The sequence below is a fragment of the Halomonas rhizosphaerae genome (assembly GCF_030012485.1).
GTDB lineage: Bacteria > Pseudomonadota > Gammaproteobacteria > Pseudomonadales > Halomonadaceae > Halomonas > Halomonas rhizosphaerae.
This window is the reverse complement of the sequence record NZ_JASCQQ010000039.1, coordinates 46,743-70,010: the sequence shown is the minus strand read 5'-3', so window position 1 is coordinate 70,010 and position 23,268 is coordinate 46,743. Positions and strand designations below refer to the sequence as shown.

At 60.6% G+C, this 23,268-nt stretch carries 25 protein-coding genes; 11 read left to right on the top strand and 14 right to left on the bottom strand.

Translation table 11 applies throughout. The features are described 5' to 3' along the window. Positions 1-22: 22 nt before the first annotated feature. From cheW to QLQ86_RS18830, 11 genes are all read right to left on the bottom strand, one after another. Positions 23-520, bottom strand: a complete 498-nt coding sequence (gene cheW / locus QLQ86_RS18880; RefSeq protein ID WP_282818030.1) for a chemotaxis protein CheW — start codon at positions 518-520, stop codon at positions 23-25. Then, positions 517-2,646, bottom strand: coding sequence for a chemotaxis protein CheA (gene cheA, locus QLQ86_RS18875; RefSeq protein WP_282818029.1), 2,130 nt, complete (start codon positions 2,644-2,646; stop codon positions 517-519). The genes cheW and cheA overlap by 4 nt, the downstream gene beginning before the upstream one ends. A gap of 33 nt (positions 2,647-2,679) precedes the next feature. After that, positions 2,680-3,636: a flagellar motor protein MotB gene (gene motB / locus QLQ86_RS18870; protein ID WP_282818028.1), complete on the bottom strand. Its 957-nt coding sequence runs from the start codon at positions 3,634-3,636 to the stop codon at positions 2,680-2,682. Continuing rightward, positions 3,633-4,505 (bottom strand): flagellar motor stator protein MotA, encoded by an 873-nt coding sequence (gene motA, locus QLQ86_RS18865; RefSeq protein ID WP_282818027.1) that lies wholly within the window; start codon positions 4,503-4,505, stop codon positions 3,633-3,635. The genes motB and motA overlap by 4 nt, the downstream gene beginning before the upstream one ends. Positions 4,506-4,650: 145 nt before the next feature. Next, on the bottom strand, positions 4,651-5,226 hold the full coding sequence (flhC, locus tag QLQ86_RS18860) for a flagellar transcriptional regulator FlhC (protein ID WP_282818026.1): 576 nt from the start codon (positions 5,224-5,226) through the stop codon (positions 4,651-4,653). Between the two features lie 2 nt (positions 5,227-5,228). Continuing rightward, a complete protein-coding gene (gene flhD, locus QLQ86_RS18855) occupies positions 5,229-5,555 on the bottom strand; it encodes a flagellar transcriptional regulator FlhD (RefSeq protein ID WP_282818025.1) in 327 nt (108 codons plus the stop codon). Between the two features lie 278 nt (positions 5,556-5,833). Beyond that, positions 5,834-6,157 carry an EscU/YscU/HrcU family type III secretion system export apparatus switch protein gene (locus QLQ86_RS18850; RefSeq protein ID WP_282818024.1) on the bottom strand — a complete coding sequence of 108 codons (324 nt, stop codon included), beginning with the start codon at positions 6,155-6,157 and terminating at the stop codon, positions 5,834-5,836. Continuing rightward, positions 6,154-6,894: a flagellar hook-length control protein FliK gene (gene fliK, locus QLQ86_RS18845; protein WP_282818023.1), complete on the bottom strand. Its 741-nt coding sequence runs from the start codon at positions 6,892-6,894 to the stop codon at positions 6,154-6,156. Before fliK ends, QLQ86_RS18850 begins: the two co-directional genes overlap by 4 nt. Before the next feature lie 497 nt (positions 6,895-7,391). After that, entirely contained in the window at positions 7,392-7,790 is a 399-nt protein-coding gene (locus QLQ86_RS18840; protein WP_282818022.1) for a flagellar protein FliT, read from the bottom strand. 2 nt (positions 7,791-7,792) lie between these two features. Then, positions 7,793-8,212, bottom strand: a complete 420-nt coding sequence (fliS, locus tag QLQ86_RS18835) for a flagellar export chaperone FliS (protein WP_282818021.1) — start codon at positions 8,210-8,212, stop codon at positions 7,793-7,795. A 155-nt stretch (positions 8,213-8,367) separates the two neighbouring features. After that, positions 8,368-10,050 carry an HD domain-containing phosphohydrolase gene (locus tag QLQ86_RS18830; protein WP_282818020.1) on the bottom strand — a complete coding sequence of 561 codons (1,683 nt, stop codon included), beginning with the start codon at positions 10,048-10,050 and terminating at the stop codon, positions 8,368-8,370. A 353-nt stretch (positions 10,051-10,403) separates the two neighbouring features. On the opposite strand from QLQ86_RS18830, the gene QLQ86_RS18825 reads away from it, so the two are divergent. Then, positions 10,404-12,164 (top strand): EAL domain-containing protein, encoded by a 1,761-nt coding sequence (locus tag QLQ86_RS18825; RefSeq protein ID WP_282818019.1) that lies wholly within the window; start codon positions 10,404-10,406, stop codon positions 12,162-12,164. 64 nt (positions 12,165-12,228) lie between these two features. On the opposite strand, the gene QLQ86_RS18820 is transcribed toward QLQ86_RS18825, so the two are convergent. The 3 genes from QLQ86_RS18820 to flgA form a co-directional block, all read right to left on the bottom strand. Beyond that, the gene (locus tag QLQ86_RS18820) at positions 12,229-12,678 is read right to left on the bottom strand and encodes a flagella synthesis protein FlgN (protein WP_282818018.1); all 450 of its coding nucleotides are present in this window, start codon (positions 12,676-12,678) and stop codon (positions 12,229-12,231) included. Continuing rightward, positions 12,675-12,968 (bottom strand): flagellar biosynthesis anti-sigma factor FlgM, encoded by a 294-nt coding sequence (gene flgM / locus QLQ86_RS18815; RefSeq protein WP_282818017.1) that lies wholly within the window; start codon positions 12,966-12,968, stop codon positions 12,675-12,677. Before flgM ends, QLQ86_RS18820 begins: the two co-directional genes overlap by 4 nt. 101 nt (positions 12,969-13,069) lie before the next feature. Beyond that, the gene (flgA, locus tag QLQ86_RS18810; protein ID WP_282818016.1) at positions 13,070-13,756 is read right to left on the bottom strand and encodes a flagellar basal body P-ring formation chaperone FlgA; all 687 of its coding nucleotides are present in this window, start codon (positions 13,754-13,756) and stop codon (positions 13,070-13,072) included. A 175-nt stretch (positions 13,757-13,931) separates the two neighbouring features. On the opposite strand from flgA, the gene flgB reads away from it, so the two are divergent. The 10 genes from flgB (at position 13,932) to flgK (ending at position 23,254) form a co-directional block, all read left to right on the top strand. Further along, positions 13,932-14,339, top strand: a complete 408-nt coding sequence (gene flgB / locus QLQ86_RS18805; protein WP_282818015.1) for a flagellar basal body rod protein FlgB — start codon at positions 13,932-13,934, stop codon at positions 14,337-14,339. Positions 14,340-14,353: 14 nt separating this feature from the next. Beyond that, positions 14,354-14,761 (top strand): flagellar basal body rod protein FlgC, encoded by a 408-nt coding sequence (gene flgC / locus QLQ86_RS18800; RefSeq protein WP_282818014.1) that lies wholly within the window; start codon positions 14,354-14,356, stop codon positions 14,759-14,761. 3 nt (positions 14,762-14,764) lie between these two features. Next, on the top strand, positions 14,765-15,475 hold the full coding sequence (locus tag QLQ86_RS18795) for a flagellar hook assembly protein FlgD (protein ID WP_282818013.1): 711 nt from the start codon (positions 14,765-14,767) through the stop codon (positions 15,473-15,475). A gap of 42 nt (positions 15,476-15,517) precedes the next feature. Beyond that, entirely contained in the window at positions 15,518-16,723 is a 1,206-nt protein-coding gene (flgE, locus tag QLQ86_RS18790; RefSeq protein WP_282818012.1) for a flagellar hook protein FlgE, read from the top strand. Between the two features lie 16 nt (positions 16,724-16,739). Then, positions 16,740-17,501 carry a flagellar basal-body rod protein FlgF gene (gene flgF, locus QLQ86_RS18785; RefSeq protein WP_282818011.1) on the top strand — a complete coding sequence of 254 codons (762 nt, stop codon included), beginning with the start codon at positions 16,740-16,742 and terminating at the stop codon, positions 17,499-17,501. 35 nt (positions 17,502-17,536) lie between these two features. Then, positions 17,537-18,319 (top strand): flagellar basal-body rod protein FlgG, encoded by a 783-nt coding sequence (flgG, locus tag QLQ86_RS18780; RefSeq protein WP_282818010.1) that lies wholly within the window; start codon positions 17,537-17,539, stop codon positions 18,317-18,319. A gap of 23 nt (positions 18,320-18,342) precedes the next feature. Continuing rightward, on the top strand, positions 18,343-19,026 hold the full coding sequence (locus tag QLQ86_RS18775; protein ID WP_282818009.1) for a flagellar basal body L-ring protein FlgH: 684 nt from the start codon (positions 18,343-18,345) through the stop codon (positions 19,024-19,026). 51 nt (positions 19,027-19,077) lie between these two features. Further along, positions 19,078-20,169, top strand: coding sequence for a flagellar basal body P-ring protein FlgI (locus QLQ86_RS18770; RefSeq protein WP_282818201.1), 1,092 nt, complete (start codon positions 19,078-19,080; stop codon positions 20,167-20,169). Position 20,170: 1 nt separating this feature from the next. Next, positions 20,171-21,268 carry a flagellar assembly peptidoglycan hydrolase FlgJ gene (gene flgJ, locus QLQ86_RS18765; RefSeq protein WP_282818008.1) on the top strand — a complete coding sequence of 366 codons (1,098 nt, stop codon included), beginning with the start codon at positions 20,171-20,173 and terminating at the stop codon, positions 21,266-21,268. A gap of 63 nt (positions 21,269-21,331) precedes the next feature. Continuing rightward, entirely contained in the window at positions 21,332-23,254 is a 1,923-nt protein-coding gene (gene flgK, locus QLQ86_RS18760) for a flagellar hook-associated protein FlgK (protein WP_282818007.1), read from the top strand. The last annotated feature ends 14 nt before the right edge of the window (positions 23,255-23,268 follow it).

The following is a 23,268-nucleotide window of genomic DNA, read 5'->3' as shown; positions in this document are numbered from 1 at the left end:
TTTCTCCCTGCGTGGGCTTTCCTTACGCGCTGGTACGTTCGACCAGAGCCATTTCCTCGCTGGTGAGCAGCTTGTCGATGTCGACCAGCACCAGCATGCGGTCCTCGAGGCTACCCAGCCCGCTGAGGAAGTCGGATGACAGGGTGACGCCGAACTCGGGGGCCGGCTTGATTTGCTCGGGCGTGAGGGTCATGACGTCGGAGACGCCATCGACCACGATACCCACCACGCGATCAGCGACATTAACCACGATCACAACGGTCTGACCACCGTACTCGACCTTGTCGAGATGGAACTTGATGCGCAGATCGACGATGGGCACGATGATGCCCCGCAGGTTGGTTACGCCCTTGATGAACTCTGGCGCATTGGCGATACGCGTGACATTTTCGTAGCCCCGGATCTCCTGCACCTTGAGGATATCGATGGCGTACTCTTCCTCACCCAGCGAGAACACCAGAAATTCACGGTTCTGGGCCTCGGATGCGGCGTAGTCGGCATGTTGAGACAGGCTGGTCATGAAGGCTCTCCCTCCTTGCGGAAAAATGACTCGTAATCGGTGGAGGCGCGTTGTGGACGTCTAGCCTCCTTTTTGGCGCGGCTCAGGCGATGCAGATCGGCGATGTCCAGGATCAGGGCTACACTGCCGTCTCCCAAGATGGTCGCGGCCGATACGCCCGGCACTTTGCGATAGTTGGTTTCCAGGTTCTTTACCACCACCTGCTGTTGGCCGATCAGGTCATCCACCAGCAGGGCATAACGGCGTCCTTCGCCCTGAACGATCACGGCGATAGTCTCGTTCAGTTCCGTCTTTGCGCCCTCCACATCCAGTGCCGCATGGACGGCTACTACGGGCAGGTACTCATCGCGGACCTTGAGTACCACGTCATCGCCGGCCATGGCATACAGGTCTTCACGGGAGGGCTGCAGGGATTCGAGTACGGTAGAAAGCGGCAGGATGAAGACCTCGCCACCAACCTTGATCGACATCCCATCGAGGATGGCCAGGGTCAGTGGCAGAACAATGCGTGTGGTGGTCCCTTGTCCCTTGCGGGACATGATCTCGACGTGCCCCCCCATGCCTTGGATGTTGCGCTTGACCACATCCATGCCCACACCACGACCTGAGACATCGCTGACTTCCTTGGCGGTGGAGAAACCGGGGGCGAAGATCAGCTGCCACACTTCGTCGTCACTCATGGTGTCAGAGGTCGAAAGGCCATTTTCGCGGGCCTTGGCGAGCAGTCTGTCGCGGTCAAGTCCGGCACCGTCGTCGATTACCTCGATGAGGATGTTGCCACCCTGGTGCTGAGCGGAGAGGGTCAAACGGCCGGTTCGTGGCTTGCCGGCCGCATCACGGGTGTCGGGATCCTCGATGCCGTGATCGAGGCTGTTGCGTACCAGGTGGGTGAGGGGGTCGATGATTCGCTCGGTGAGACTCTTGTCGAGCTCGGTGGACTCGCCTTCGGTGACGAGTTCGACATCCTTGTCGAGCTTGCCTGCCAGGTCGCGTACCAGGCGTGGATAGCGGCTGAAGACGTAATCCATGGGGACCATGCGCACGGACATGACCGCCTCTTGAAGATCCCGAGCATTGCGCTGCAACAGGCTCATGCCATTCAGAAGGCCGCCATGCGTGACACCATCCAATTCGCTCACGGTCTGGTCGAGCATCGACTGGGTGATGATCAGCTCACCCACCAGATTGATGATCTGGTCCACCTTGTCCACCGATACCCGGATCGAGCTGGATTCGCCGCCAGCCTTGACCTTCTTCGTCCTCGGCTTGTCATTCTCGCTTGGGCTGGCGGTGGAGGGCTGGACGGAGGTCTCGGGGGGTTGCTGATCGACGGAGGAGGGCGCGCGGGCTTCCGGTTTTGGGACCGATTGTGATGACGTGTCCGGGGTGTTTCGTTCGTCCTCAGCAGGTCGGATGTGGAGCTGTTCGGGTTCGACGATGAAGCACATCACTGCTTCGATGTCGTCACGGCTAACGGTGGTGAGTAGCGTGACTTCGTAGCAGGTCTCATCGCCGTGCTGTTCTTGCACCGTACCCAGCTGGCCGAGTTCTTCCACCAATAGGTCACGATCCTTGTCGCCGACGTTCAGCAGCGCCACGGTCAGTACTTGATCACCCATCTGGGTATGAGCCGTATCGCTGTCGATGGTTGTCTCGCTAGGTTGTTCTGGCTCGCGCGTCTCAGTGGGGGTTCCGCCTGCTTCGCTCGGAGTCCCGCCTGCTACTTCGAGCTCCTGGCCAATTTCCTCGCGGGCCAGCTGCTGTAGGGTTTGGCAGATTCGGGTGAAGGCCTCCTGGTCGGGCTCTTCCTCGTTGCGGTAGGCGTCCAGCTGGTCGTGCAGCATGTCCTTGGTTTCCAGAAAGGTATCTACGATGTCCCGACGTAGGGTCAGTTCCCCGCGGCGTGTGTGATCAAGCAGGTTCTCGAAGAGGTGCGTGGTCTTTTGCAACACGTCAAAGCCGAAGGTGCCGGCACCACCCTTGATAGAGTGTGCGGCGCGGAAGATCGCATTGAGCTGCTCCGCGTCTGGCTCCTCGAGATCGATCTCGAGAAGGTGGCGCTCCATGTCTGCCAGTAGCTCCTCTGCCTCCTCGAAAAAGGTGTCATAGAAATCGGTGATATCCATGTGCGTGTCCCCACCCTCGAATGGTTTTCGCCCTCAGGGCCCTGGTTGCTCTGTACCGAGGGCCTGTTTCAGGCTTTTTGTAAATCGCTCCACCGGCGCCGTATCCACCTGGGGTGCCGATTGTCGGCTAATCGGCGATGGCGTCCCCGCCCCATTGAGCACGCCTGGTGAGCGGATGCGCTCAGCTACCTGTCGGAAAAGCACCAGTAGCTCGATGCGCCGATTGATGGGGTCACTGGCCTCGGTCTCGGGCATCACAACTCGATCCGCAAAGCCGGAAACCCTTAGTAATTTGGCTGGGTCTAGGCCCCCAGACACCAGCTCCCGGCGTGAGGCATTGGCCCGGTCACTCGAGAGCTCCCAGTTGCTATAGCCTCGGTAGCCGTTCAGGTATGCCAGGCTGTCGGTGTGGCCGCTGATGCTCAGGTCGTTAGGCAACTCGTTGAGCAGGGGAGCCATGGTGCGAAGCAGGTCGCGCATGTAGGGGGCCACCCGGTCGCTGCCAAGGGCAAACATCGGGCGCTGCTCGGTGTCGAACAGCTGGATTCGCAGGCCCTCAGGCGTCATGTCAAAGCGCAGTTGCTGGCGCAGCTGACGCAGGTCCGGGTCAGCATCGATGGCCGTCTCGATACGTTGCTGGAGATCACGAAAGGCTCGGCGCTGTTGCTCGCTGGGGCGTGTCTGAGTACGCAGATCGATGCGCGCCCTTTCACCGTCCGAGTGCAACGGGTCGGGACCGCCGCCCGGAATCACGTTGGCGCTTTGTGCGGAGCCATTTCCGCCGGTGATCGCAGTAAGCAATGGTGTGCGAAAGTATTCGGAGACAGCTTCGCGCTGTTCCTGGTTCGATTCAGACAGGATCCACATGACCAGAAACAGGGCCATCAAGGCGGTCATGAAGTCCGCCAGAGCAATTTTCCAGCTACCACCGTGGTGCCGATGGATCACCTTCTTGCGGCGGATGATTATGGGTCTGCGATTGGGGGTCATGCGCCGCCTTCACCTGTCTTGGCATTGCGAACGTAGTCTTCCAACTCGGTGAAACCGGGGCGTTCTTCGGTATGCAGTGCCTTGCGCCCGAACTCCACGGCCAGCTGAGGCGCGTAGCCATGCAGGCTGGCCAGCAGGGTGACCCGCATGCACTGGAGGATCTTCTCCACCTCTTTCGCCTGCCGCTCGACGCGGCTTGCCAGAGGATTGACGAAGCCGTAGCCGGCCAGGATGCCCAGGAAGGTGCCGACAAGGGCATGGGCAATCATCTGCCCCATCTCATCAGGTGCAGCATCCGCAGTGCTTAGCGCCTTCACTACCCCCATTACCGCGGCTACGATTCCGAAGGCCGGCATGGCATCCCCCACCTTGGCAATGGCATCGGCGGGGATGTGCGCTTCCTGCTCGAACACCTCGATCTCGTGAAGCATCAGCTCATCGAGTTCCATGGGGTCCATGCTGCCGCTCACCATCAGGCGAAGGTAATCGGTAAGGAAGGCCATGATCAGAGGGTCGGCGAGGACTCGCGGGTGTTCGTTGAATAGAGCGCTCTCCCCGGGGTTATCGATATCGCGCTCAATGCCCAGCATGCCGTCACGGCGAATCTTTGAGAGCATCTTGTACTGCAGTGCCATCAGCTCCATGTAGAGCGCCTTGTCGTACTTGTTGGAGCGCCGAAGCCGGACAAAGATACGAAAGGTGGCCTTGATGGCCTTGCCGTTGTTGGCAGCAATGAAGGCTCCAATGCCGGCGCCGCCAATCATCAGAAACTCCGTAGGCTGGAAGAGCGGGCCCAGGTGGCCGCCCGCCAGGGCGAAGCCTCCGAACACGGAGAAGATGACGATAAGGTATCCGATGGGTATCAGCACGGCCGGTATCCCCTAGCGAGGCGATGAATGATGTCCTGCTTCGGATATCGGCTGTCTGGGACGAGACTTGAGGGAGGAGGGGGGAAACTTGTCGTACGTGGCCGCGGGGAAAGGATGTCCCCGCGGTGGCGGGATTGTCGGTGGTTCAGGCCAAGCGGTGTGCCGCTGGCTCTTCGGCGTGAACTGTGTCGAGCATACTCTGCTGGCGCTTGCGGGTTTTGCCGGCTCGCGAAGGGGGCTGACAGATACCACAGACATAGTCATGCGTCGGGCTGTGAGCATGTGCCACAAAGTGGCCCGCACAGCGGGTGCAGGCCGAGAGCTGCAATAGATCACTCTCGAAGAAGCGTACCAGCGTCCAGGCGCGTGTCAGGCCTAACACGGTTTCGGCGTCATCGGTCTCCACCTGCTCCGCATATAGTCGATAGGCCTTGATAAAGGCTTCCATCCGCTCGCAGCCATAATCTTGCTGCAAGCGCAAGAATATGTTGTAGAAAAGTGAGGAATGGATGTTAGGCATCCAGGTGATGAACCAGTCTGTGGAGAAGGGCAGCATCCCTTTGGGCGGTGACATGCCGCGCACTTCCTTGAACAGTCGGATCAGGCGGGCCCGGCTCAGGTCGGTTTCGGTCTCAAGGACCTGCAGCCGTGCACCGAGCTCGATGAGATCGATGGCTAGCTGCACCTGTTGCATTTCCAGTAGCAGGCTCTTGCTGGACATGCCTATCCCTCCGCAGCGGATGAGACCGCCGGTCGTGATGCCATCAGCAGCGAAGCATGGAACTGGGCAAGGCCCTGTTCCCGAGGGTTATGGGTCAGCTGGCGTAGGTGTTCGGCGCTGTCATGTCCAAAGTGACAAAGCAGCTGGTTGACACGCGAAAGGCGTGTCAGCTGGCGAGCATTGAGCTCCTGGATTAGATCCGCCATCTCGTCATTGATCTTGAGGCGAAACTTGGCAGAGCCCCGATCTTCATTGATCAGACGCTGGGCAAGCAGTAGATAGGCGAGGTTCAGCTCGTGAATCTCGTCAACAAAATTATTGGTAGGCATAGTTCCCTGTCGGCTGTCAATGGCTTTGGCATGGCAAGGGCCATGTGAGGTTATTGTTTTGCCGTGTGCCTGTAGGTCCTCTTTGGAGGCCAATACATCTCAACCGAGCGTATTGTCTGTTGTTGAGAGACAGATGCAATCAGCCCCAAGGGGTACCTAGCCATGGCCGACCGGTATTATTGGTTAGATCTAATAAAAAAAATGAGAAAAATCATGCTTGTGCGAGTGTATCTTAAAAATTTAAGCAAATTTAGGAAAATGCAATCAGTAACATGGAGTTACATATTATTACGCTGCTTGGCAGCTTTCCCCATGTTGGGCTTGTCTGTTGACGCTTCTGGAGCGAGTTCGTATACCCAGACCAGCAGCTCCGCGATGACCTGATAGAGCCGCGGTGGAATCGCCTCGTCCAGATCCAGCTGCATCAACAAACCGACAAGCTCTGGTGCATCATGGACGTGAATCCCTTGGCGCCTGGCTTCCGAGATGATGCGCTCGGCGAGCTCTCCATACCCTTGTGCCACGACTCGCGGTGCGCCATCACTGTCGTGATAGGCAAGGGCAACGGCCTGACGACGTCCCTCTTGGTCTTTGTCCGTCATGACACCTGTTCCTCCTCAAGCCGGTTCAGGTTGATCTTGATCTCCTCGAACCCATGGCTGGATAGACGAGATCTCAGGCTGTCGAGACCGTTTTCGAGTTCTTGACGAGACCGGTCATGTGCCACACGTAAGTCGATTTCCACGCTATTGGCTTTCATCCATAGCGATGCCTGCAACCGACCAAGGCCGGCGATGTTCAGATCGATCTCAGAGCGCCAACCTTGTTGTTCGGCGTTCCTCTTCTGCTGGTCGGTATCTTCGGCACCAGGCCGGTCTTGATGTCCGGGCGGAAGCTGAATCATCAGAGCCATGAACAGGCCGCTCCAGACATCACCTTCCCAACGCAGTGCTGGTGTCACCAGCATTTCGAGCTGATGGCGGACGATCCCTTGCAGGCTCTCCTGAACAGCTTGGCTTGTGTGAGAGCGAAGGGTGGTCTCGTGCAGCGGCTCGCGTATGTTGGCCGTGGTAGCGTTTTCCGTCCCCGCAGCTGATGGCGGCACAGCAGCTGGACTAGCCTGAGACGGCGTGTTGGTAACGCCTGTAGCATTGGCCAAAGATGTTGACTGTGGGAGGGCGCCTTGTGCGTTAGGCGAGTGAGCGGGGGTGGAGAGGCGTCCGCCATCAGGGAGTAGTGGTGCGGGGGGAAAGGGCGTATCGCGGGTACCAGCGAGATTCCCCGGCGGGACTGCACCATGACTTGAACCCGAGGGCACAAACTGCAGGGTGCGCCACATCTGGGGCTCCCGCTGGAGTTGCTGGCGTGGTAGTTCTCCTTTGTACCAACGGGCAAGGTGCGACTCATAGAACAGCCCGCTATGGCGGATACTGTCTTCGAGACGGGTCGCTACTATGGCTGGATCCGGCATTTGCCCTGGCGCCATCAGTGGCGTCGGTGACGTGAAGATGGAAGGCGGTGCGGGGAAGCGGACGAGCAGGTCAGCGATGGTTCGTGCCGAGCTGCTGAAGTGGGTCTGCGACGACGCGGGCGCGTGACCTTGCGGCTGTATCGGCCGTGAGATGGTATCTGAGAGGTCCCGTGAGGTTCGTCCGAGCTCTGGCAGCCGGGGTGGGTTAGTCCGGGCATCAAGCCGTGAGTCGCTGTGCAGCGCTCTTGGAGCATCCGCAGGGGAGGTGGGCTTGACTGGCTGGTTCAGATCGCGGGCTGGCGGGGTATCGACCCGTTTGCCTAATACCTGATGCAGCAGGGTATCCAGCAGGGGGGTTATGCCACTCACGGGGCTCCCTTGATGTGGTGCAGATCAGTAGGCGGGGTTGGTCCTCCTTTTCCGACACCATAGGCGTGCCGAAGATTCCGTTGGCGCTGCGACGCGCTGATCAGCTTGCCAAGCTCATCGCGACGCTCGATCAAGCGTTCGCGAATTTCGAGATCGTTTTCCAGAATCTGTTCCAGTATCTCCGCTTTGCGTGCCCGCTGATTGGCATCAAGGTGGCGCTCGGCATCGAGCTTAGCCACCTGCTTCACCTGCATGATGTAAGTGCTTTCCTGATCGACCAGTGCTGGCCAATCGGCGTCGCGTGCCGAATCCAGCATGAGGCGCGTGCGCGACAGCAGTGCCTCATACTCCTCGACCAGTGCTTGCTGGCTGCTCGGCTCTCCGCCATGATCCATGATCAGCCCCTTGCTCCCTGGTCGCCGATGTCTCGCCAGGCCGACGCGATGTCGTTCAGTCGTGCCTCTGCCTGGTCAAGGCTTTCGACATCGTTATGCAGGTTGGCCGACAGTAGTAGACGCGCCACATAATCATAGAGCGAGGCGAGTCGCTCGGCGATCTCGCCGCCACGCTCCACATCCAAGGCGGCTAACAGGCCGTTATTGACAATATCCAGTGCCTTGGAGATCGCCTTGCCCTTCTCCGGCGAGTTGCCATCCTGCAGGTGGATGCGGGCGGTGCGAATGGCGGCCAGGGCACCATCGAACAGCATCACGATCAACTGGTGCGGGCTTGCGGACATCACCCCGCTTTCGACTCCGACCTTGGCATAGGCGCTGGCTCCGCGGCCGTAGGCGGCCGCTCCTCGCATGGCACTCATGGCTGTCTTACTCCTGTCTGGTGCGGCACCAACCCGGTGCCAGTGTCTGGGGGACCGTTACTGCATGTAGTCTGACAAGGATCGGGAGGGACGTAACAAAGAACAGCCCCTGCCAGACGAGTCATTTCCGGTTATCGGCAAGTTTGGCATTGACTTTAGGTGGATACAGGGACTTCTTGCTGAACGTTTCCGAGGCTTTGAATGGCCATTCCTCGAAGTTTTTCGCCCAGTGCCGTTCCGGGAGGCTCGGGAGAATCGGTAAGCTGGACCTGCTCGATCCCTCCGTGTGCATCGACGGCTTGTATCCATGCCAGCTGACCGCTATCGAAGCGGACCAGTGAGCCAATTGGATAGAGACCGAACTGCTTGATGTAGCGTTTAACCCAGCGCTGGTCGAATTGTTCGGGATGGCTCAGCAGGTGGCGATAGATGGCCTCGATCTCCCAGGCGTCGCGGTCCGGCCGGTCTCGCCGCATGGCATCGACAGCGTCCACCACCGCTGCGGCTCGGCTCAGCTCGTGCAGCTCATTACCGGCCAGGCACCGGGGATAGCCACTACCGTCCAGGCGTTCATTGATGTTGTGGGCCACTGAGTCGAGGATGTTGGCAGAGAGCCAGTGGCAGCGCCCCATTCGACGCATCAACTCTTCCACATGACTCTGCATCTGCTGATGCTGGCGCGCATCGGGATGGGCAACCTGCCAAAGCTCGGTCGGCAGTAGGGCTTTTCCGAGGTCATGCACCATGGCGCTTGCCACCATGGCCTTGCTCAGTTTTCGAGGAATGGATGACATGCCGGCTAGGTCCAGCAGGAAAACACTCACGGCGAGGCTATGGCGAACCAACCGTGGTTCGTGTTGTAGGCAGCGTGTAGCGAAGAGTAGCCCGTCCCGGTCCTCGTCCTGGAGCAGCAAGAGGCGATCGGCGTGACGTGACAGCTGTACCGAGTCTATCTCTCCACCTTGCTGCAGCTCGAGGAGTTGAGCATCCAGGTAGCCAGCGATACGAGCTAACCGTCTTGCCATGGGCGTGGGGTATTCTTGAGTATTGCGTCGCCCCACCGCAGGCGGCGTTGCTGTCCGGGTCTGGAAGAGCAGTGATGGTAGGCGTGACGCTTCGCTGCCTTCGGCGTAGCGGGCCGACTCGCGTTCAATCTCGCGGACGAAAAACCATAGCTGTCGTTCTTGGTCGCCCGTTGTGTGGTCGAAGCTAAAACCGACAAGGATGACCTGGCGCTCGGTATCCACCTTCTGGTGACGTGGCGATGCGCACACGACAAACCGGGTGTCGTTAGGGAAGCATAGCTCGATTTCCAGAGGCAGGTCGGTGGTTGCCAGCATACCCCCCGCAGAAAGCGGTAACTCCAGCTGGCAGCCCTCCAGTGAGAGATCCTTGAGGTCTCCTTGTGAAGACCCGCCCTGTGCGACACGCAGGATAGCACCAACTTCCATGCCAAGCCTGAGACGGGCCCGAAAGGATTCGCGACGCTGCAGCACTTCAAGGCTGTAAGGAAATTGGCAGGTGCACACCAAGCGGCCATCTGCCTCATGGCACTCGCTCATCGCCATGTTGGGGGTTCGCAGCATCTTGCCCTGGGCCTGGCCCAGGAGCCGAAACTCCTGGCCGCGCTTGAGCTCACTGGCAATCTCACGAATGGCACTGATGTCTAGCACCAAGGCTTCACCAGGGTGCTGTTCCATGACCAGCACCGGAAGTGGCTTGCTGCCTGGGCTGCTCACCTGAAGCGATGCCCCACCGGGTTCGATCAATGCCTCAAGCAATGCCTCGATTTCGGTGGGACTCTCCACACGGGTATAGCCATCCTGCTGCTGCGACATCCTTCCCTCTTGCTCGCCGGCTTTTCCTACACGTCCTATCGGCTGTTCCTCGGTTATCTTGAGGCGTGGTACGCCTAGCTCCTCAAGTCTGGGTTCTGGCGGTCGATGGCTTGGGAGTGGCGTTGGGCGTAAAGGTGCCTGGCGAATGAGCTTGCTTCTCATTCAGGGTCGGGGGTGGTGTGCTTTCGCCATGCGTTGAGATCGCAGGGCCAGCGATGCTGAGGCCAATAGTGACTTCTGGCTCTGTTCTTGAAGATGCAAATACGGTATTAGTTTGTGATAGCCCTGAAGGTTGACTGAATCTTCTATAATCTAAGCTGTATTAAGGCCTGCGACCTTCCTGGGAGTTCTCCATGTCCGATGATGGTGCTGGATCACCGCCACAACCGCCTTCCGGTGATGCAGCCATGGGAGGCTCGAGCTTGAAGCACCACCCAGCCTTGCTGTCTCGGCTCGTTCTGGAACATACCCCGATGGCCTTGGTGGTACTTGATGTACGAGACAAGGTGCTTTGGGCTAACCCAAGTTTTCTGGCATTGGCCGGGGTAGGGGAGGAGGAGCTGGTTGGCAAGCCGCTGACCGACATCATGCGTATGGTGTCATGGTTGCCGGTTCCGCATGAAATTGATGCAGAGCTTGCTACCCAGCAATGGCAGCGTATCTGGCTGGCCAGTGATGGGATCGAGTCGTCCAGGATGGTATTGATGTCTGAGATGACCCCTGAGTCAACTCCAGCAGGAGTCTCGAGGATACTAGCGTTCGTGGACCTCAGGGCAGGTCAGGCTGGAGAATTCCCACCGTTCTCGGATCCCCATACGGGCCTTGCTAGCCAATGGGTTTTCGAGGACCGGTTGCGTCACGCAATTGAACGAGCTGATCGGCACGATCAGCGCTTGGCCATGCTATTGATTCGACTGGATCGTGCCGATGATATCCGGCAGGTCTATGGTGAGTCGGTGATGCAGACATTGTTGCCGCAGATCAGCCGGCGGCTGACGAGCACCCTGCGCAGTGAGGATAGCATTGCTTATTTTGGTGACGATCGCTGGGGGGTGCTGATCGAGCATCCTGTGTCCCCAGAGAATCTGCAAGCAGCGGCACTTCGCTGTCTTGAAGCCATGGAGGCGCCGTTCAAGTTGGGGCGTCCGCCATTGTTGCTTACCCTGGCCATCGGCATCGCCATGTATCCGGATGATGGCACCTCCCCTGAGCAGCTGATGGGTAACGCCGGTCAGGCACTGGGCAAGGCTCGTCCTGCAAGCCATACGTTCTTCGATCGAAGCCTCAAGCGTATGCTATCGCAGCGCATGGCACTTCGGCACTGCTTGCAGGAGGCTCTGCTGTGTCCCGATCGTCATTTCGATGTGGTCTACCAGCCTCAAGTTGATCTGGTGAGTGGCTGCTGTGTCGGCGTCGAAGCCCTTGTGCGCTGGAGGCACCCGCAGCAGGGAGTTTTGCAGCCTGACGCTTTTCTGCCGATGGTGGCTGAAATGGCGCAGATGGTAAGGCTCGACCGCTGGGTCATCGAGCAGGTCATTGCTCAACACCAGCGCTGGCAGTCTGCAGGGGCGCCCTTGGCAGGCCTAAGGATATCGGTCAATCTTGATGCAAGCCTTCTGGAGCAGACGGTCTTCGATGGTCGTTCACTTGATCGTTTTCTGCGTCAGACGTGTGATGAGCTGAACTGGCTGAGCCTGGAGATCGATGGGAAGGTGCTCTCCGGGCAGGCTGAAGTCCATAGCCTGCTGTTGCGTCGCCTCTCCAGAATGGGGGTTCGTCTGGTGGTCGATAACCTGGGCGGTGCACCCGTGGACCTGATTCGTCTAGCGATGCTTCCAGTCTCCCATGGGAAGATCGGCCGTGAGCTGGTACATGGCCTGGCTGATAGCAGCCCGTTTGCCCGCCAAGCGCTCAGCGCGCTGTCGCAATGCCTGAAAGCACTGCAACTGGAAAGCGTTATGGTGGGAGTGGAAACCGCCGAACAGCTGACAGCGGCGCGGCAGAAGGGGGTTGATCAGGTACAGGGGAATCTGCTTTGCGCGCCCATGGCGGTCAGCGAACTGGAAGCGTGGTTGGGAGATCATCCTGATAGCCAGGTACTCTCGAAGCTTTGAATCGTGAGTAGCGCGCTCCCCTTGGGATTAACGTGAGCAGGATCGTGCATTTTCTAGATTGCGATCAGGCAGATGTGCTAAGTCGTCTCTGGCCTGATGTCGTACGTCCGTCTGGCGCATATACGGACTTATCGGCGATGCTGTGAATGTAGTCGAGCATCTGCCGGTTATGGGTCATGCGCAGGCTTACCAGGCGACCGTTGCGGTCATTCAAGCGGGCGGTGTGAGCCGTCATCTCGAGGGTGGCTTGCCACTGGTAAAGGCAGCCCGCGTCTTCAGCCGCCTGGCGTGCACCCTCTCCGCCAGTGGTATAGCCAAGCTTTAGCTGGATTCGTGCACGAGTCGACTCGGTTTCCTCTAGGATGGCGAGTAGGCGGGACTTTTCCTGCGCAATATTCTCGAGTTGTGGACCATCGATCGAGCCCCTGAGTAGCTGCTCCTGTTCATTTTCGAGCAGCTGGATCAGTGTGCCGAGCCGAGACTGCTGTTCCTCGAGCAAACGGCGAAGGCTCATTCTTTGGCGTCCTTGCTGTCCAGCAGGTCCTTGACGCTAGCAATCAGACCGTCGGCAATGCGATCGGCCCGCATGTCCAGTCGGCCCTCGCGAATGGCTTCACGAAGTTCTTCAACACGCACGGTGTCGATGTCCTGACTGGCATCCGTGGCTGCCTGGCTAAGGTGAGTTGTAGCAGACGGACCGGCATCTTGCTGGTTGGCGCGGTCAGATCCCTGAATTTTTCGGGTTTCGTCACGCGGCTCCGCCTGTCCAGTACGCGGCAGGGGGTGGTGGTTGTCGATTTTCACGGTGATGGCCTCGTGACCGATGTGGTGATGAAGGGTATCGGCCGTCGATTGGATAACTTTAACCTTTGTGATCCTCAGCAGCGAGTTTGCTGCCGGTGAGCTTAAATGTCCACGGCAACCCTGCCCGGGCCCAGTACCTTTCCCTCGAGGATGAGGCGGTCAGGAAGCCGTACCCGAACGCTGTCGCCCATACCGCCCTCGTCGATGGCCTCGCCCTCGCGATGGACGCGAAAACCGGTGCCGGAGGCCTCCACCTGCACGCTGTCGCCTCGATAGACCAGGCGTGGCGACTGCACATGGTGCTTCTGGAGTGTCTGGCCCGGGGCAAGGGGGCGCGTGGCGTGCTGGCCGATGGCGTCCTCAAGCGCGATTACGGTGCCGCCCGGCAACCGCGCTAAGTTACCGCGTGCAAGCGTCAGATCCTTCTCGCTGAGCGGCTGGCCCCGCTCCACGCGTCTGGCCATCTCCACGTAGCTGCCAACCATCTCGACGCTGGCCTGCAGGTAGCGCACCTGGCGGCCATCCTCGCCGCAGCGCACGCCCACGGAGACGCGGCTGCGAAGCTCGGCCTCCGGGTTAGGCAGGAAGGGAGTTGGATTCTCGCACTCGCCCAGGCGCGCGCTCGGCGGAGAGATCTCGATAACCACTTCGTCGCCAAGCGCGCTGGCGCGTTCGTAGAGCAGCGCTTGCACCCGTTCCAGCATCGCACGGTCGTCGGCGGCGCCGGGCAGTGCGAAAAACAGCAGCAGAAGCAGGCAAAGAAAGCGTGGCCAGAGGGCGCCGGGCATGGGTCACCACCAGGGTTGCAGGGCGGGGTTAAAGGACTCTGATAGATTCTAGAGCGCAGCCGGGTCGGGCATCCTTTGAAATAGGCCTGCCGGCGACGGCTGTTCCTGCCTTTGTAATGCCGTCTCCCGCACTAGGCTTCAACATCGACAAAACCCCTTTTCGGAGAGTGCGGGGATGATCGACCGGCTCGAAGCCTCATTGAACTTCCACCAGCAGGCCTTGGGGCTCCGTCAGGAGCGCCAGAAGGTGCTGTCCAGCAATATCGCCAATGCCGATACCCCCGGCTACAAGGCGCGGGACATGGATTTCGCCAGTGACCTCAAGCAAGCAGTCTCCCGCACCGGGCAGGATGGCTTGTCGCTGTCGCGTACCACCGAGCGACACCTCGAGGGCAGCGGCGCTCCGCTCGGTTCTCGGGACCTGCTCTATCGCGTCCCGGCGCAGCCGAGCCTCGACGGCAATACCGTAGACATGGACGTGGAGCGGGCCCAGTTCGCCGACAACTCGGTGCGCTACCAGTCCGCGCTTACCATCCTCAACAGCCGCATTCAGGGCCTCAAGAAGGCCATGCAGCCCGAATAACCAGGAGCGAGCGCATGTCGATGTTCTCCATCTTCGAGATTTCCAGCTCGGCCATGAGCGCCCAGTCGCAGCGCATGAACGTGACCGCCAGCAACCTGGCCAACGCCGACAGCGTGGCCGGCCCCGACGGCGAGGCATACCGTGCCCGCCAGGTGATGTTCGAGACCCGCGCCCGGTCACGGGAAGGCATCGGCGGTGTCGGTGTGCGCGAGGTGGTGGAGGACCCCTCTCCCATGCGGATGGAGTATCGCCCCGAGCACCCCCTGGCCGATGAGGAGGGCTACGTCACCATGCCCAACGTCGATCCGGTAGGCGAGATGGTCAACATGATCTCTGCCTCGCGTTCCTACCAGGCCAACGTCGAGGTGATGAATACCAACAAGCAGCTGATGCTCAAGACGCTGACGCTTGGGGAGGGTTAAACCGTGGCAGCCACGATCGATAACAGCGCGCTCAATGGCATCAACGGTGTCAGCGGAGCACGCGTTGGTGCAGGTGTCAGTGCCAGGAGTAACGATTCCGAGGCACTCAACGACAACTTCATGACCATGATGATCGCGCAGCTGAAGAACCAGGATCCGCTGAAGCCGATGGATAACAGCGAGATGGTCTCGCAGCTGGCTCAGATCAACACGCTCAACGGCGTCGAGGATCTCAACGAGACCCTGCAGGGCATCGGCAGCCAGATCGACGCCGGTCGCGCCCTGGAGGCCTCCGGCCTGATCGGCCAGGGAGTGTTGGTGCCGGGGGATCGCGTGCTGGTCGGCCGTGACGGTGAGGGCAACGTGAACTCCACCCCGATCGGCATGGAGCTCGAGGAGCCCGCGGAGAACGTCAAGGTCTCCATCACTGACGGTGCCGGCCAGGTGCTGCGGCGCTATGACATCGGCGCGGTCGACGCCGGGGTCTCCTCCTTCCAGTGGGATGGCGAGACCGACCAGGGCAACTTCGCCCCCGATGGCGCATATCGCATCAGCCTTGAGGCCACCCAGGGAGACAAGGAGCTGAGCGCCGAGCCGCTCACCTATGGCCGGGTCAATGCGGTGACACCCACCGATGAGGAAGGCGGCTTCGCCCTCGACCTGGGCGCCGTGCAGGGACAGGTCGGCCTGTCCGAGATCAAGCAGATTCTCTAACCAACAACCACCGGTTTCGGCTTACGCAGAGGGAACATCACCATGGGTTTTTCACAAGCGCTCAGCGGCCTGAATGCCGCCGCCTCCAGCCTGGACGTCCAGGGCAACAACATCGCCAACTCGCAGACCGTGGGCTTCAAGAGCTCCAGCGCCCAGTTCGCTGACGTCTTCGCCAACTCCAAGGTAGGCCTGGGCACGCGCATGTCGACTGTGCTGCAGGACTTTGGCGAGGGCAACCTGGAATCCACCGGCCGCGAACTGGACCTCGGCATCAGCGGCGAGGGCTTCTTCCGCTTCATGCAGAACGACCAGGTGGTCTACTCCCGCAACGGCCAGCTCTCCATGACCGCGGATGGTTATCTGCAGAACGCCCAGGGCGCGAGGATCATGGGGTTTGATGCCAATGATGATGGTTTGGTTTTAGCAGGCGGTCAGCCTGAAGTTTTGCAGATCGGTACCGAGGAGCTTGAAGCCAAAGCTACGGAAAATGTTTCCTTGGTTGCAAACCTAGACTCTCGTGAGCTTGCAGGCAGTGCTGAAAATACGGTTGAGCTTGATACTGGCGAGATTTCATACCACTTCTCCAGCAACTTCACAGCTTACGACTCGCTTGGTAATCCTCAAAACACAACCGTGTACCTTGAGAAAACTGGGTCGAATGAATGGAAAGCTACGACTGCAGTCGGAGAGATTAACGCTGGTGGTGCCGATTTAAGCTTTGATAATAATGGCCAGTTTACCGGTACAAATCCGGCGCAGTTTTTAGCCAGTTTGACGGAGGTTGAATTAGATAATGGCGCTGCTGATTTAACTATGGAAATCGACGTTTCTGATTTTACCCAGTTTGGCAACACATCTCGTACCACTGATCTCCAGCAGGACGGCTATACCTCCGGCGCCTTCGTGGGCATCAGCATCGAAGCCGATGGCACGATCATGAGCAATTTCTCCAACGAGCAGTCGGTGGCTGAGGGCCAGATCGCCATGGCCAACTTCCGTAACCCCGAGGGTCTGCGCCCGGAAGGCGATAACGCCTGGTCGGCGACCCAGGCTTCCGGCCAGGAGCTAGTCGGCGCGCCGGGTACCGGCTTGTTGGGCAGTATCGAGTCCGGCGCTATCGAGGCCTCCAACGTAGATATGGCGCGAGAGCTGGTGGACATGATCGTCACCCAGCGTGCTTACCAGGCCAACTCCCAGACCATCAAGACCCAGGACGAGGTCCTGCAGACCGCCATCAACCTGCGGTAAGAGCGGAGACTGAGCCATGGATCGCATTCTCTATACTGCCATGAGCGGCGCGCGCCAGAGCATGGAGCAACAGGCGGTGGTCAGCAACAACCTGTCCAACGTCAGCACCACAGGCTTTCGCGCCCAGCTTCATGCGATGAGGGCGGTGCCCGTGCAGGGTGATGGCCCCCTCGACACCCGTGTCTCGGTGATGGCTTCGACCCCGGGGTCGGACTTCTCCAGCGGGTCCATCAGCCGTACCGGTCGGGCACTGGACGTCGCCGTTGAGGGTAATGGCTGGCTGACCGTTCAGGCTGCAGATGGTGAGGCCTATACACGGCGAGGCGATCTTCAGGTCGACGGTGACGGCTTCCTGATGACCGCGAACGGCCGTCCAGTGATGGGGGAGGGCGGTCCTATCCAGATTCCGCTGGGCGCTCAGGTCTCCATCGGCGCGGACGGCACCATCAGCACCATCGGGGCCGGCGAGGATCCCGACGCCCTGGTGCCAGTGGATCGGCTCAAACTGGTGTCGGCGCTGGAGCAGGGCCTGCTGCGGGGCGACGATGGGCTGTTCCGCCCGGGGGCCGGGCCCGAGGGCGAGCCCCTCGCGGTATTGCCGCTGGATGAGGAGGTCTCGCTGGTCAGCGGCGCCCTGGAGGGCAGCAATGTCAGCGCCGTGGAGGCCATGGTGTCGATGATCGACGTGGCTCGCCGCTACGAGATGCAGATGAAAGGCATCAGCACCGCCGACGAGAACGCCCAGCGCGCCAACAGCCTGCTGTCGATACAGGGCTAGGCCAGCGTCACACGCTAATTCGCGAGGAACCCGACATGATCAAGTCACTTTGGACGGCCAAGACCGGCCTGGAATCGCAGCAGGTCAACCTGGACGTCATCTCCAACAACCTGGCGAACGTCAGCACCAATGGCTTCAAGCGCTCGCGCGCAGTGTTCGAGGATCTGCTCTACCAGAACATGCGTCAGCCGGGAGCCCAGAACAACATTCAAGATCGACTGCCCTCCGGCATGCAGGTGGGTACGGGTGTTCGGCCCGTGGCTACCGAGCGCCTGCACACCCAGGGAGGGCTGGAGAACACCGAGAACTCTCGCGACCTTGCCATCAACGGCCAAGGCTTCTTCCAGGTGCTGATGCCCGATGGCAGCACCTCCTACACCCGGGACGGCAGCTTCCAGCTCAACGAGAATGGCCAGATGGTGACCGCCAACGGCTATCCCCTGGAGCCGGCGATCATCATTCCCGACAATGCCCTGTCGATCTCCATCGGTGAGGATGGGGTGGTGAGCGTGACTGAGCCGGGCACCAGCCAGCCCAATGAGGTCGGGCAGATCACCCTCTCCACCTTCGTCAACCCAACCGGGCTCGAGAGCGTCGGGGGCAACCTCTACATGGAGACCGCCTCTTCCGGGCCGCGCAACGAGAGCATGCCGGGCATGAACGGTGCAGGGCGTCTGTTTCAGGGTTACGTCGAGACCTCTAACGTCAACGTGGTGGAGGAAATGGTGAGCATGATCCAGACCCAACGCGCTTACGAAATCAACAGCAAGGCGGTGCAGACCAGCGACGAGATGCTGGCGCGCCTGAGTCAGCTGTAATCGACAATGGCAGGAGACAGGGCATGACGACCGGGCGCTTGGGTACGCCGAGCCTTTTGCTGGTGGCAGCGCTGATGCTGCTGATGGGAGGCTGCGCCCAGATTCCGCGCGCCTCGGTGGTCGGCGAGCAGGAGCGTATCGAGATCCCGCAGCCGCAAACGCCGCGGGCCAATGGCTCCATCTATCAGGCAGAGCGCGGCTACCGCCCGCTGTTCGAAGACCGGCGCCCCAACATGGTCGGCGATATCCTGACTATCGTGCTGGATGAGGAGGTCAGTGCCAGCAAGAACAGCCAGTCAAACGCCGACCGCAACGGTTCCTCTAGTCTCGAGCTGGGAGAGCTCCCCGATGCGCTGGACACCCTGGCCGAATACGGCTTCGACATCGAGGGCAATAGCGACTTCAGCGGAGGTGGCGGCTCAGAGGCCAACAACTCTTTTACCGGCACCATTACCGTCTCTGTGCTGGAGGTGCTCAACAACGGCTACTTGCGTGTGCGAGGCGAGAAGCAGATCGCCATCAACCAAGGCACCGAGTTCATCCGTTTCTCGGGGGTCGTCGATCCTCGCACCATCACCGGCCAGGGCGCCGTGATGTCGACGCAGGTGGCTGATGCCCGCATTGAGTATGTGGGCGATGGTTACATCAGCGAAGCGCAGCACATGGGCTGGCTGCAGCGATTCTTCCTCAATGTCTCGCCTTTCTAGCAGGAGCTCATCGTGAAGCCTTCCCTACAAGCGCGCCTCAACGGGCTTTTTATCACCTTGGTGGTCTTCCTGGTGCTGATACTGGCTGCTGTGCCGGCCCGGGCCGAGCAGATCCGAGAGCTGGCCCGCTTCGCCGGCGTGCGCGACAACGCCCTGGTCGGCTATGGCCTGGTGGTGGGCCTCGACAACACCGGCGACCAGACTACGCAGGCGCCGTTCACCGGGCAGAGCCTGACCAACATGCTCAATCAGCTGGGTGTGTCGGTGCCCGAAGGGACCAACATGCAGCTGCGCAACGTGGCGGCGGTGATGGTAACGGCAGATTTGCCGCCGTTTTCGCGCCCCGGCCAGCGCCTGGACATAAACGTCTCCTCGGTGGGCAACGCGCGCAGCCTTCGCGGCGGTACCCTGCTGATGACCCCGATGAAAGGGGCAGACGGCGCCACTTACGCCATCGCCCAGGGCAACCTGCTGGTCAGCGGTGCCAGCGCCCAGGGCGGTGGCAGCAGCGTGCAGATCAACCAGCAGGCCGGCGGGCGCATCGCCGGCGGCGCCATGGTCGAGCGGGAGGTGCCGCTGGATCTTGGCGCCCGTGGCGGGCTGCTGGAGCTGGAGCTCAACCGTGCCGACTTCGGCACAGTTCAGCGGGTCGTCTCGGCTATCAATCAGGAGTTCGGACGGCCGGTCGCCGCGGCCCAGAACGGCCGGGTGATCGCCCTGGACGGCCCCCAGGATGCCAATGCGCGGGTGAACTTCATGGCGCGCGTCGAGCAGCTCAACGTCACCCCCACCGAGGCACCAGCGCGGGTGGTGCTCAACTCGCGCACCGGGGCCATCGCCATGAACGGCCGCGTCACTCTGCGCCAGGCCGCCGTGGCCCACGGTAACCTCGCCATCACCATCGACACCGACTTCGGCGTCAGCCAGCCCAACCCCTTCGGCGGCGGGCAGACCGTGGTGGTTCAGGACACCGAAGTGAGTATCGAGCAGCAGCCCGGCACCCTAAAGGTGGTGGAGGGCGCCGACCTCACCGAGCTGGTGGACGCGCTGAATACGCTGGGGGCCACTCCGGCCGACCTGATGTCGATCCTCGAGGCGCTGAAGGCCTCGGGCTCACTGCGCGCAGAACTGGAGATCATCTGATATGGCGCTGGACACCAGTCAAGGCATGGAGGGACAGTTTGCGCTGGAGCTGCAGGGGCTGCAGCGGCTGAAGCATAGCGCGCGTCAGGATCCCTCCAGCGGCGCCGACGCGGCGGCGCGCCAGTTCGAGGCGCTTTTCGTGCAGATGATGGTGAAGAGCATGCGCGACGCGGTGCCCTCAACCGGGCTGCTCGATAACAAGCAGAGCGAGTTTTTCCAGTCGCTGCTTGACCAGCAGTGGTCCCAGACCATGGCGAGTCGTGGTATCGGCCTCGCCGACAAGCTGGTAGCGGAGCTCGAGAACCGTGGCCTGGTCAGCCAGCCGGCACCGCGTGCTGAGAACGATCTGATTGCCGGCATCCCGCGTGGTACGCCGAAGCCGCTGCGTGATGCCATCCAGCCCGAGATGCCGAGCGACCCAGAGCCAGAGCCACCGTCGGATGGGGCTGGGAGCGACCTCAGAGGATTCATGGCGGAGCTGGATGTTCGCCCGAGAGGCGACACTGTGTCTTCTGACGCGCCCTCTGTCGCGACCGCCCAGCGGGCCGAGAACACGTCTTCGACGATGCGCGAGCGCTCTGATATGCCGGCGCACGTGCGGACCTTCCTCGACCGCCTCGAGCCGCCCGCCCAGGCGGCCAGCCGTGCCACGGGGGTGCCGGCCGAGCTGATCCTGGCCCAGGCGGCCCTCGAGACCGGCTGGGGTCGTCACGAGATATCCACCCGTGACGGCGGCAACAGCCATAACCTCTTCGGCATCAAGGCCGGCAGCAACTGGCGCGGGGAAACCACCGAGATCGTGACCCACGAGGTCTATGACGGGCAGCGCCACAAGACCCGCGACGACTTCCGGGTCTATGGCTCCTTCGAGGAGGCCTTTACGGACTATGCCAATCTGATCGGGAACAATCCTCGCTACCAGGCGGTGACCACGGCCGAGAGCCCGGTCGAGGCGGCGCGTGCCCTGCAGCAGGGCGGCTACGCCACCGATCCGGCCTATGCCGACAAGCTGATTGCGGTCATGAACAGCATGGGTCCGCTCAAGCAATCAATGAACCTGGCCAGTGCAGGGTCCATCGGCCTTGGCGCGTTGCGTTGATTCTGGCCTCAAGATTCTCGTCGTGCTGCCGATTAACTGGGTAATGGCCAAGGGAAACGCCTTATGAGTATCTTCTCTACCGGGCTCAGCGGCCTGAATGCCGCCCAGAGCGCCCTCAACAGCACTAGCAATAACATCAGCAACGTCTATACGCCCGGTTACAACCGAGAGGTAACCCAGCTCGGGGAAAATCGTGCCGATGGCGGGGTGCGCGTCAACGACATACAGCGCCAGTTCAATCAGTACGTGGCCTCACAGCTCAATGCCGCTACTAGCAAATCCAGCGCGCTGGAGGCGTACAACCAGCAGGTCGAGCAGATCGACAGCCTGCTTGCTGACCGTGAGGCAGGACTGGCGCCGCTAATGCAGAACTTCTTCTCCGCCATGGAGGACCTGGCCAGCGCGCCCTCCGACCCCGCTGCCCGCCAGGGCGTGCTGGGCGCCGCCGATACCCTGACCGCCCAGTTTCGCTCCTTTGATGGCTATCTTCAGGACATGCAAGAGGGCATCAACGGTCAGATCGCCGATGAGGTCACCCAGATCAACAACGCCACCGAGCAGCTGGCCGGCATCAACCGGGAGATCGCCTTGGCCCGAGCGCGCAGCGGCGAGGCACCTAACAGCTTGCTCAACCAGCGAGACCAGATGGTCCATGAACTCAGCGAGCGCATGGACGTGCGCCTCAACATCCAAGACGGCAAGACCTACAACGTTAGTCTGCCCAACGGCCAGCCGCTGGTGGCCGGCACCCAGCACTATCGCCTGGAGGCGATGGGCTCTCCCAATGATCCTCAGCGCACCGTGCTTGGCTACCGCGACTCCAACGACGACCTAGTGGCGCTGGATGAGAACACCGTGACCGGCGGTACCCTGGGTGGCCTGATGGAGTTCCGCAGCGAGACTCTGGACAAGACCCAGAACCAGATCGGACAGCTGGCCGTTTCCCTTGCTAGCGGACTCAATGCTCAGCATTCGTTGGGAGCCGATCTCGACGGTGAGCAGGGCGGGGAGCTGTTCCGTATTGGTGAGCCTCAGGTCTATTCGCATGCCGGCAATACCGACCCTGGCGCCACGGCTACTGCCACTTTCAATGAGGCCATGCCCGGTGATCTAAGAGCCACTGACTATGAGATTCGGGTAATCAGTGATAATCCAGCTGGTGCCAATGACTTCGAAGTGGTTCGAAAGGGAAGTGGTAAGATCGTGGACGCCATCTTCGATAACGACAACGACACCTTGAGTTTCGGTGGCATCAACCTCGCATTCGATGACCTCAGCAATGCAGGGGTAGGGGATCGCTTCGAGGTGCAACCCGTGCGTCGCGCAGCCGCGAAAATGGAAACCGCCATCGACGACCTCGACAAGCTTGCCGCATCTTCTCTGGTAGAGCATGGCGGAGACCTCGAAGTCGGTAACTTGCTTGCCGGGAATGACGCACTTGGTAATGCTGTTACTCAAGATCATGAGCTTACAGTTCAGGCCGATGGTAGCTTTAGCATTGATGATGATTCGGTGACTAGCCTATTTCGGGATGGCGTAGAGCTAGAGGCAGGTAGTGATCCTCTTGAGGCAGGCGATCGCCTGACGATTGACGGGGTCAGCTTCACCTTGGATAAGCTTCCAGTGGACGGCGAAGCCACCCTGACCTTGAGCCGCGGTGATTTCGGCACCGGTAACAACGAGAATTCCCTTGCCATGCAGGCCCAGCAGGACAAGCTAACGGTGGGCGGTAGCGCCTCTTTCAGCGGCGCCTACGGCGCCATGGTCGGCGATGTGGGCAATCGCACCAATATCGTTCAGGCCAACCTCGATGCCCAGCAAGGCTTGACCAAGCAACTGGAGGCGGTTCAGCAGTCGGAATCCGGCGTCAACCTGGACGAGGAGGCGGCGAACCTGATCCGTTACCAGCAGTTCTACCAGGCCAATGCCCGCGTCATTGACACTGGCACGACCGTCCTCGACACCATCCTCGGCCTGCGTAACTGATCCGGAGAGAGTAT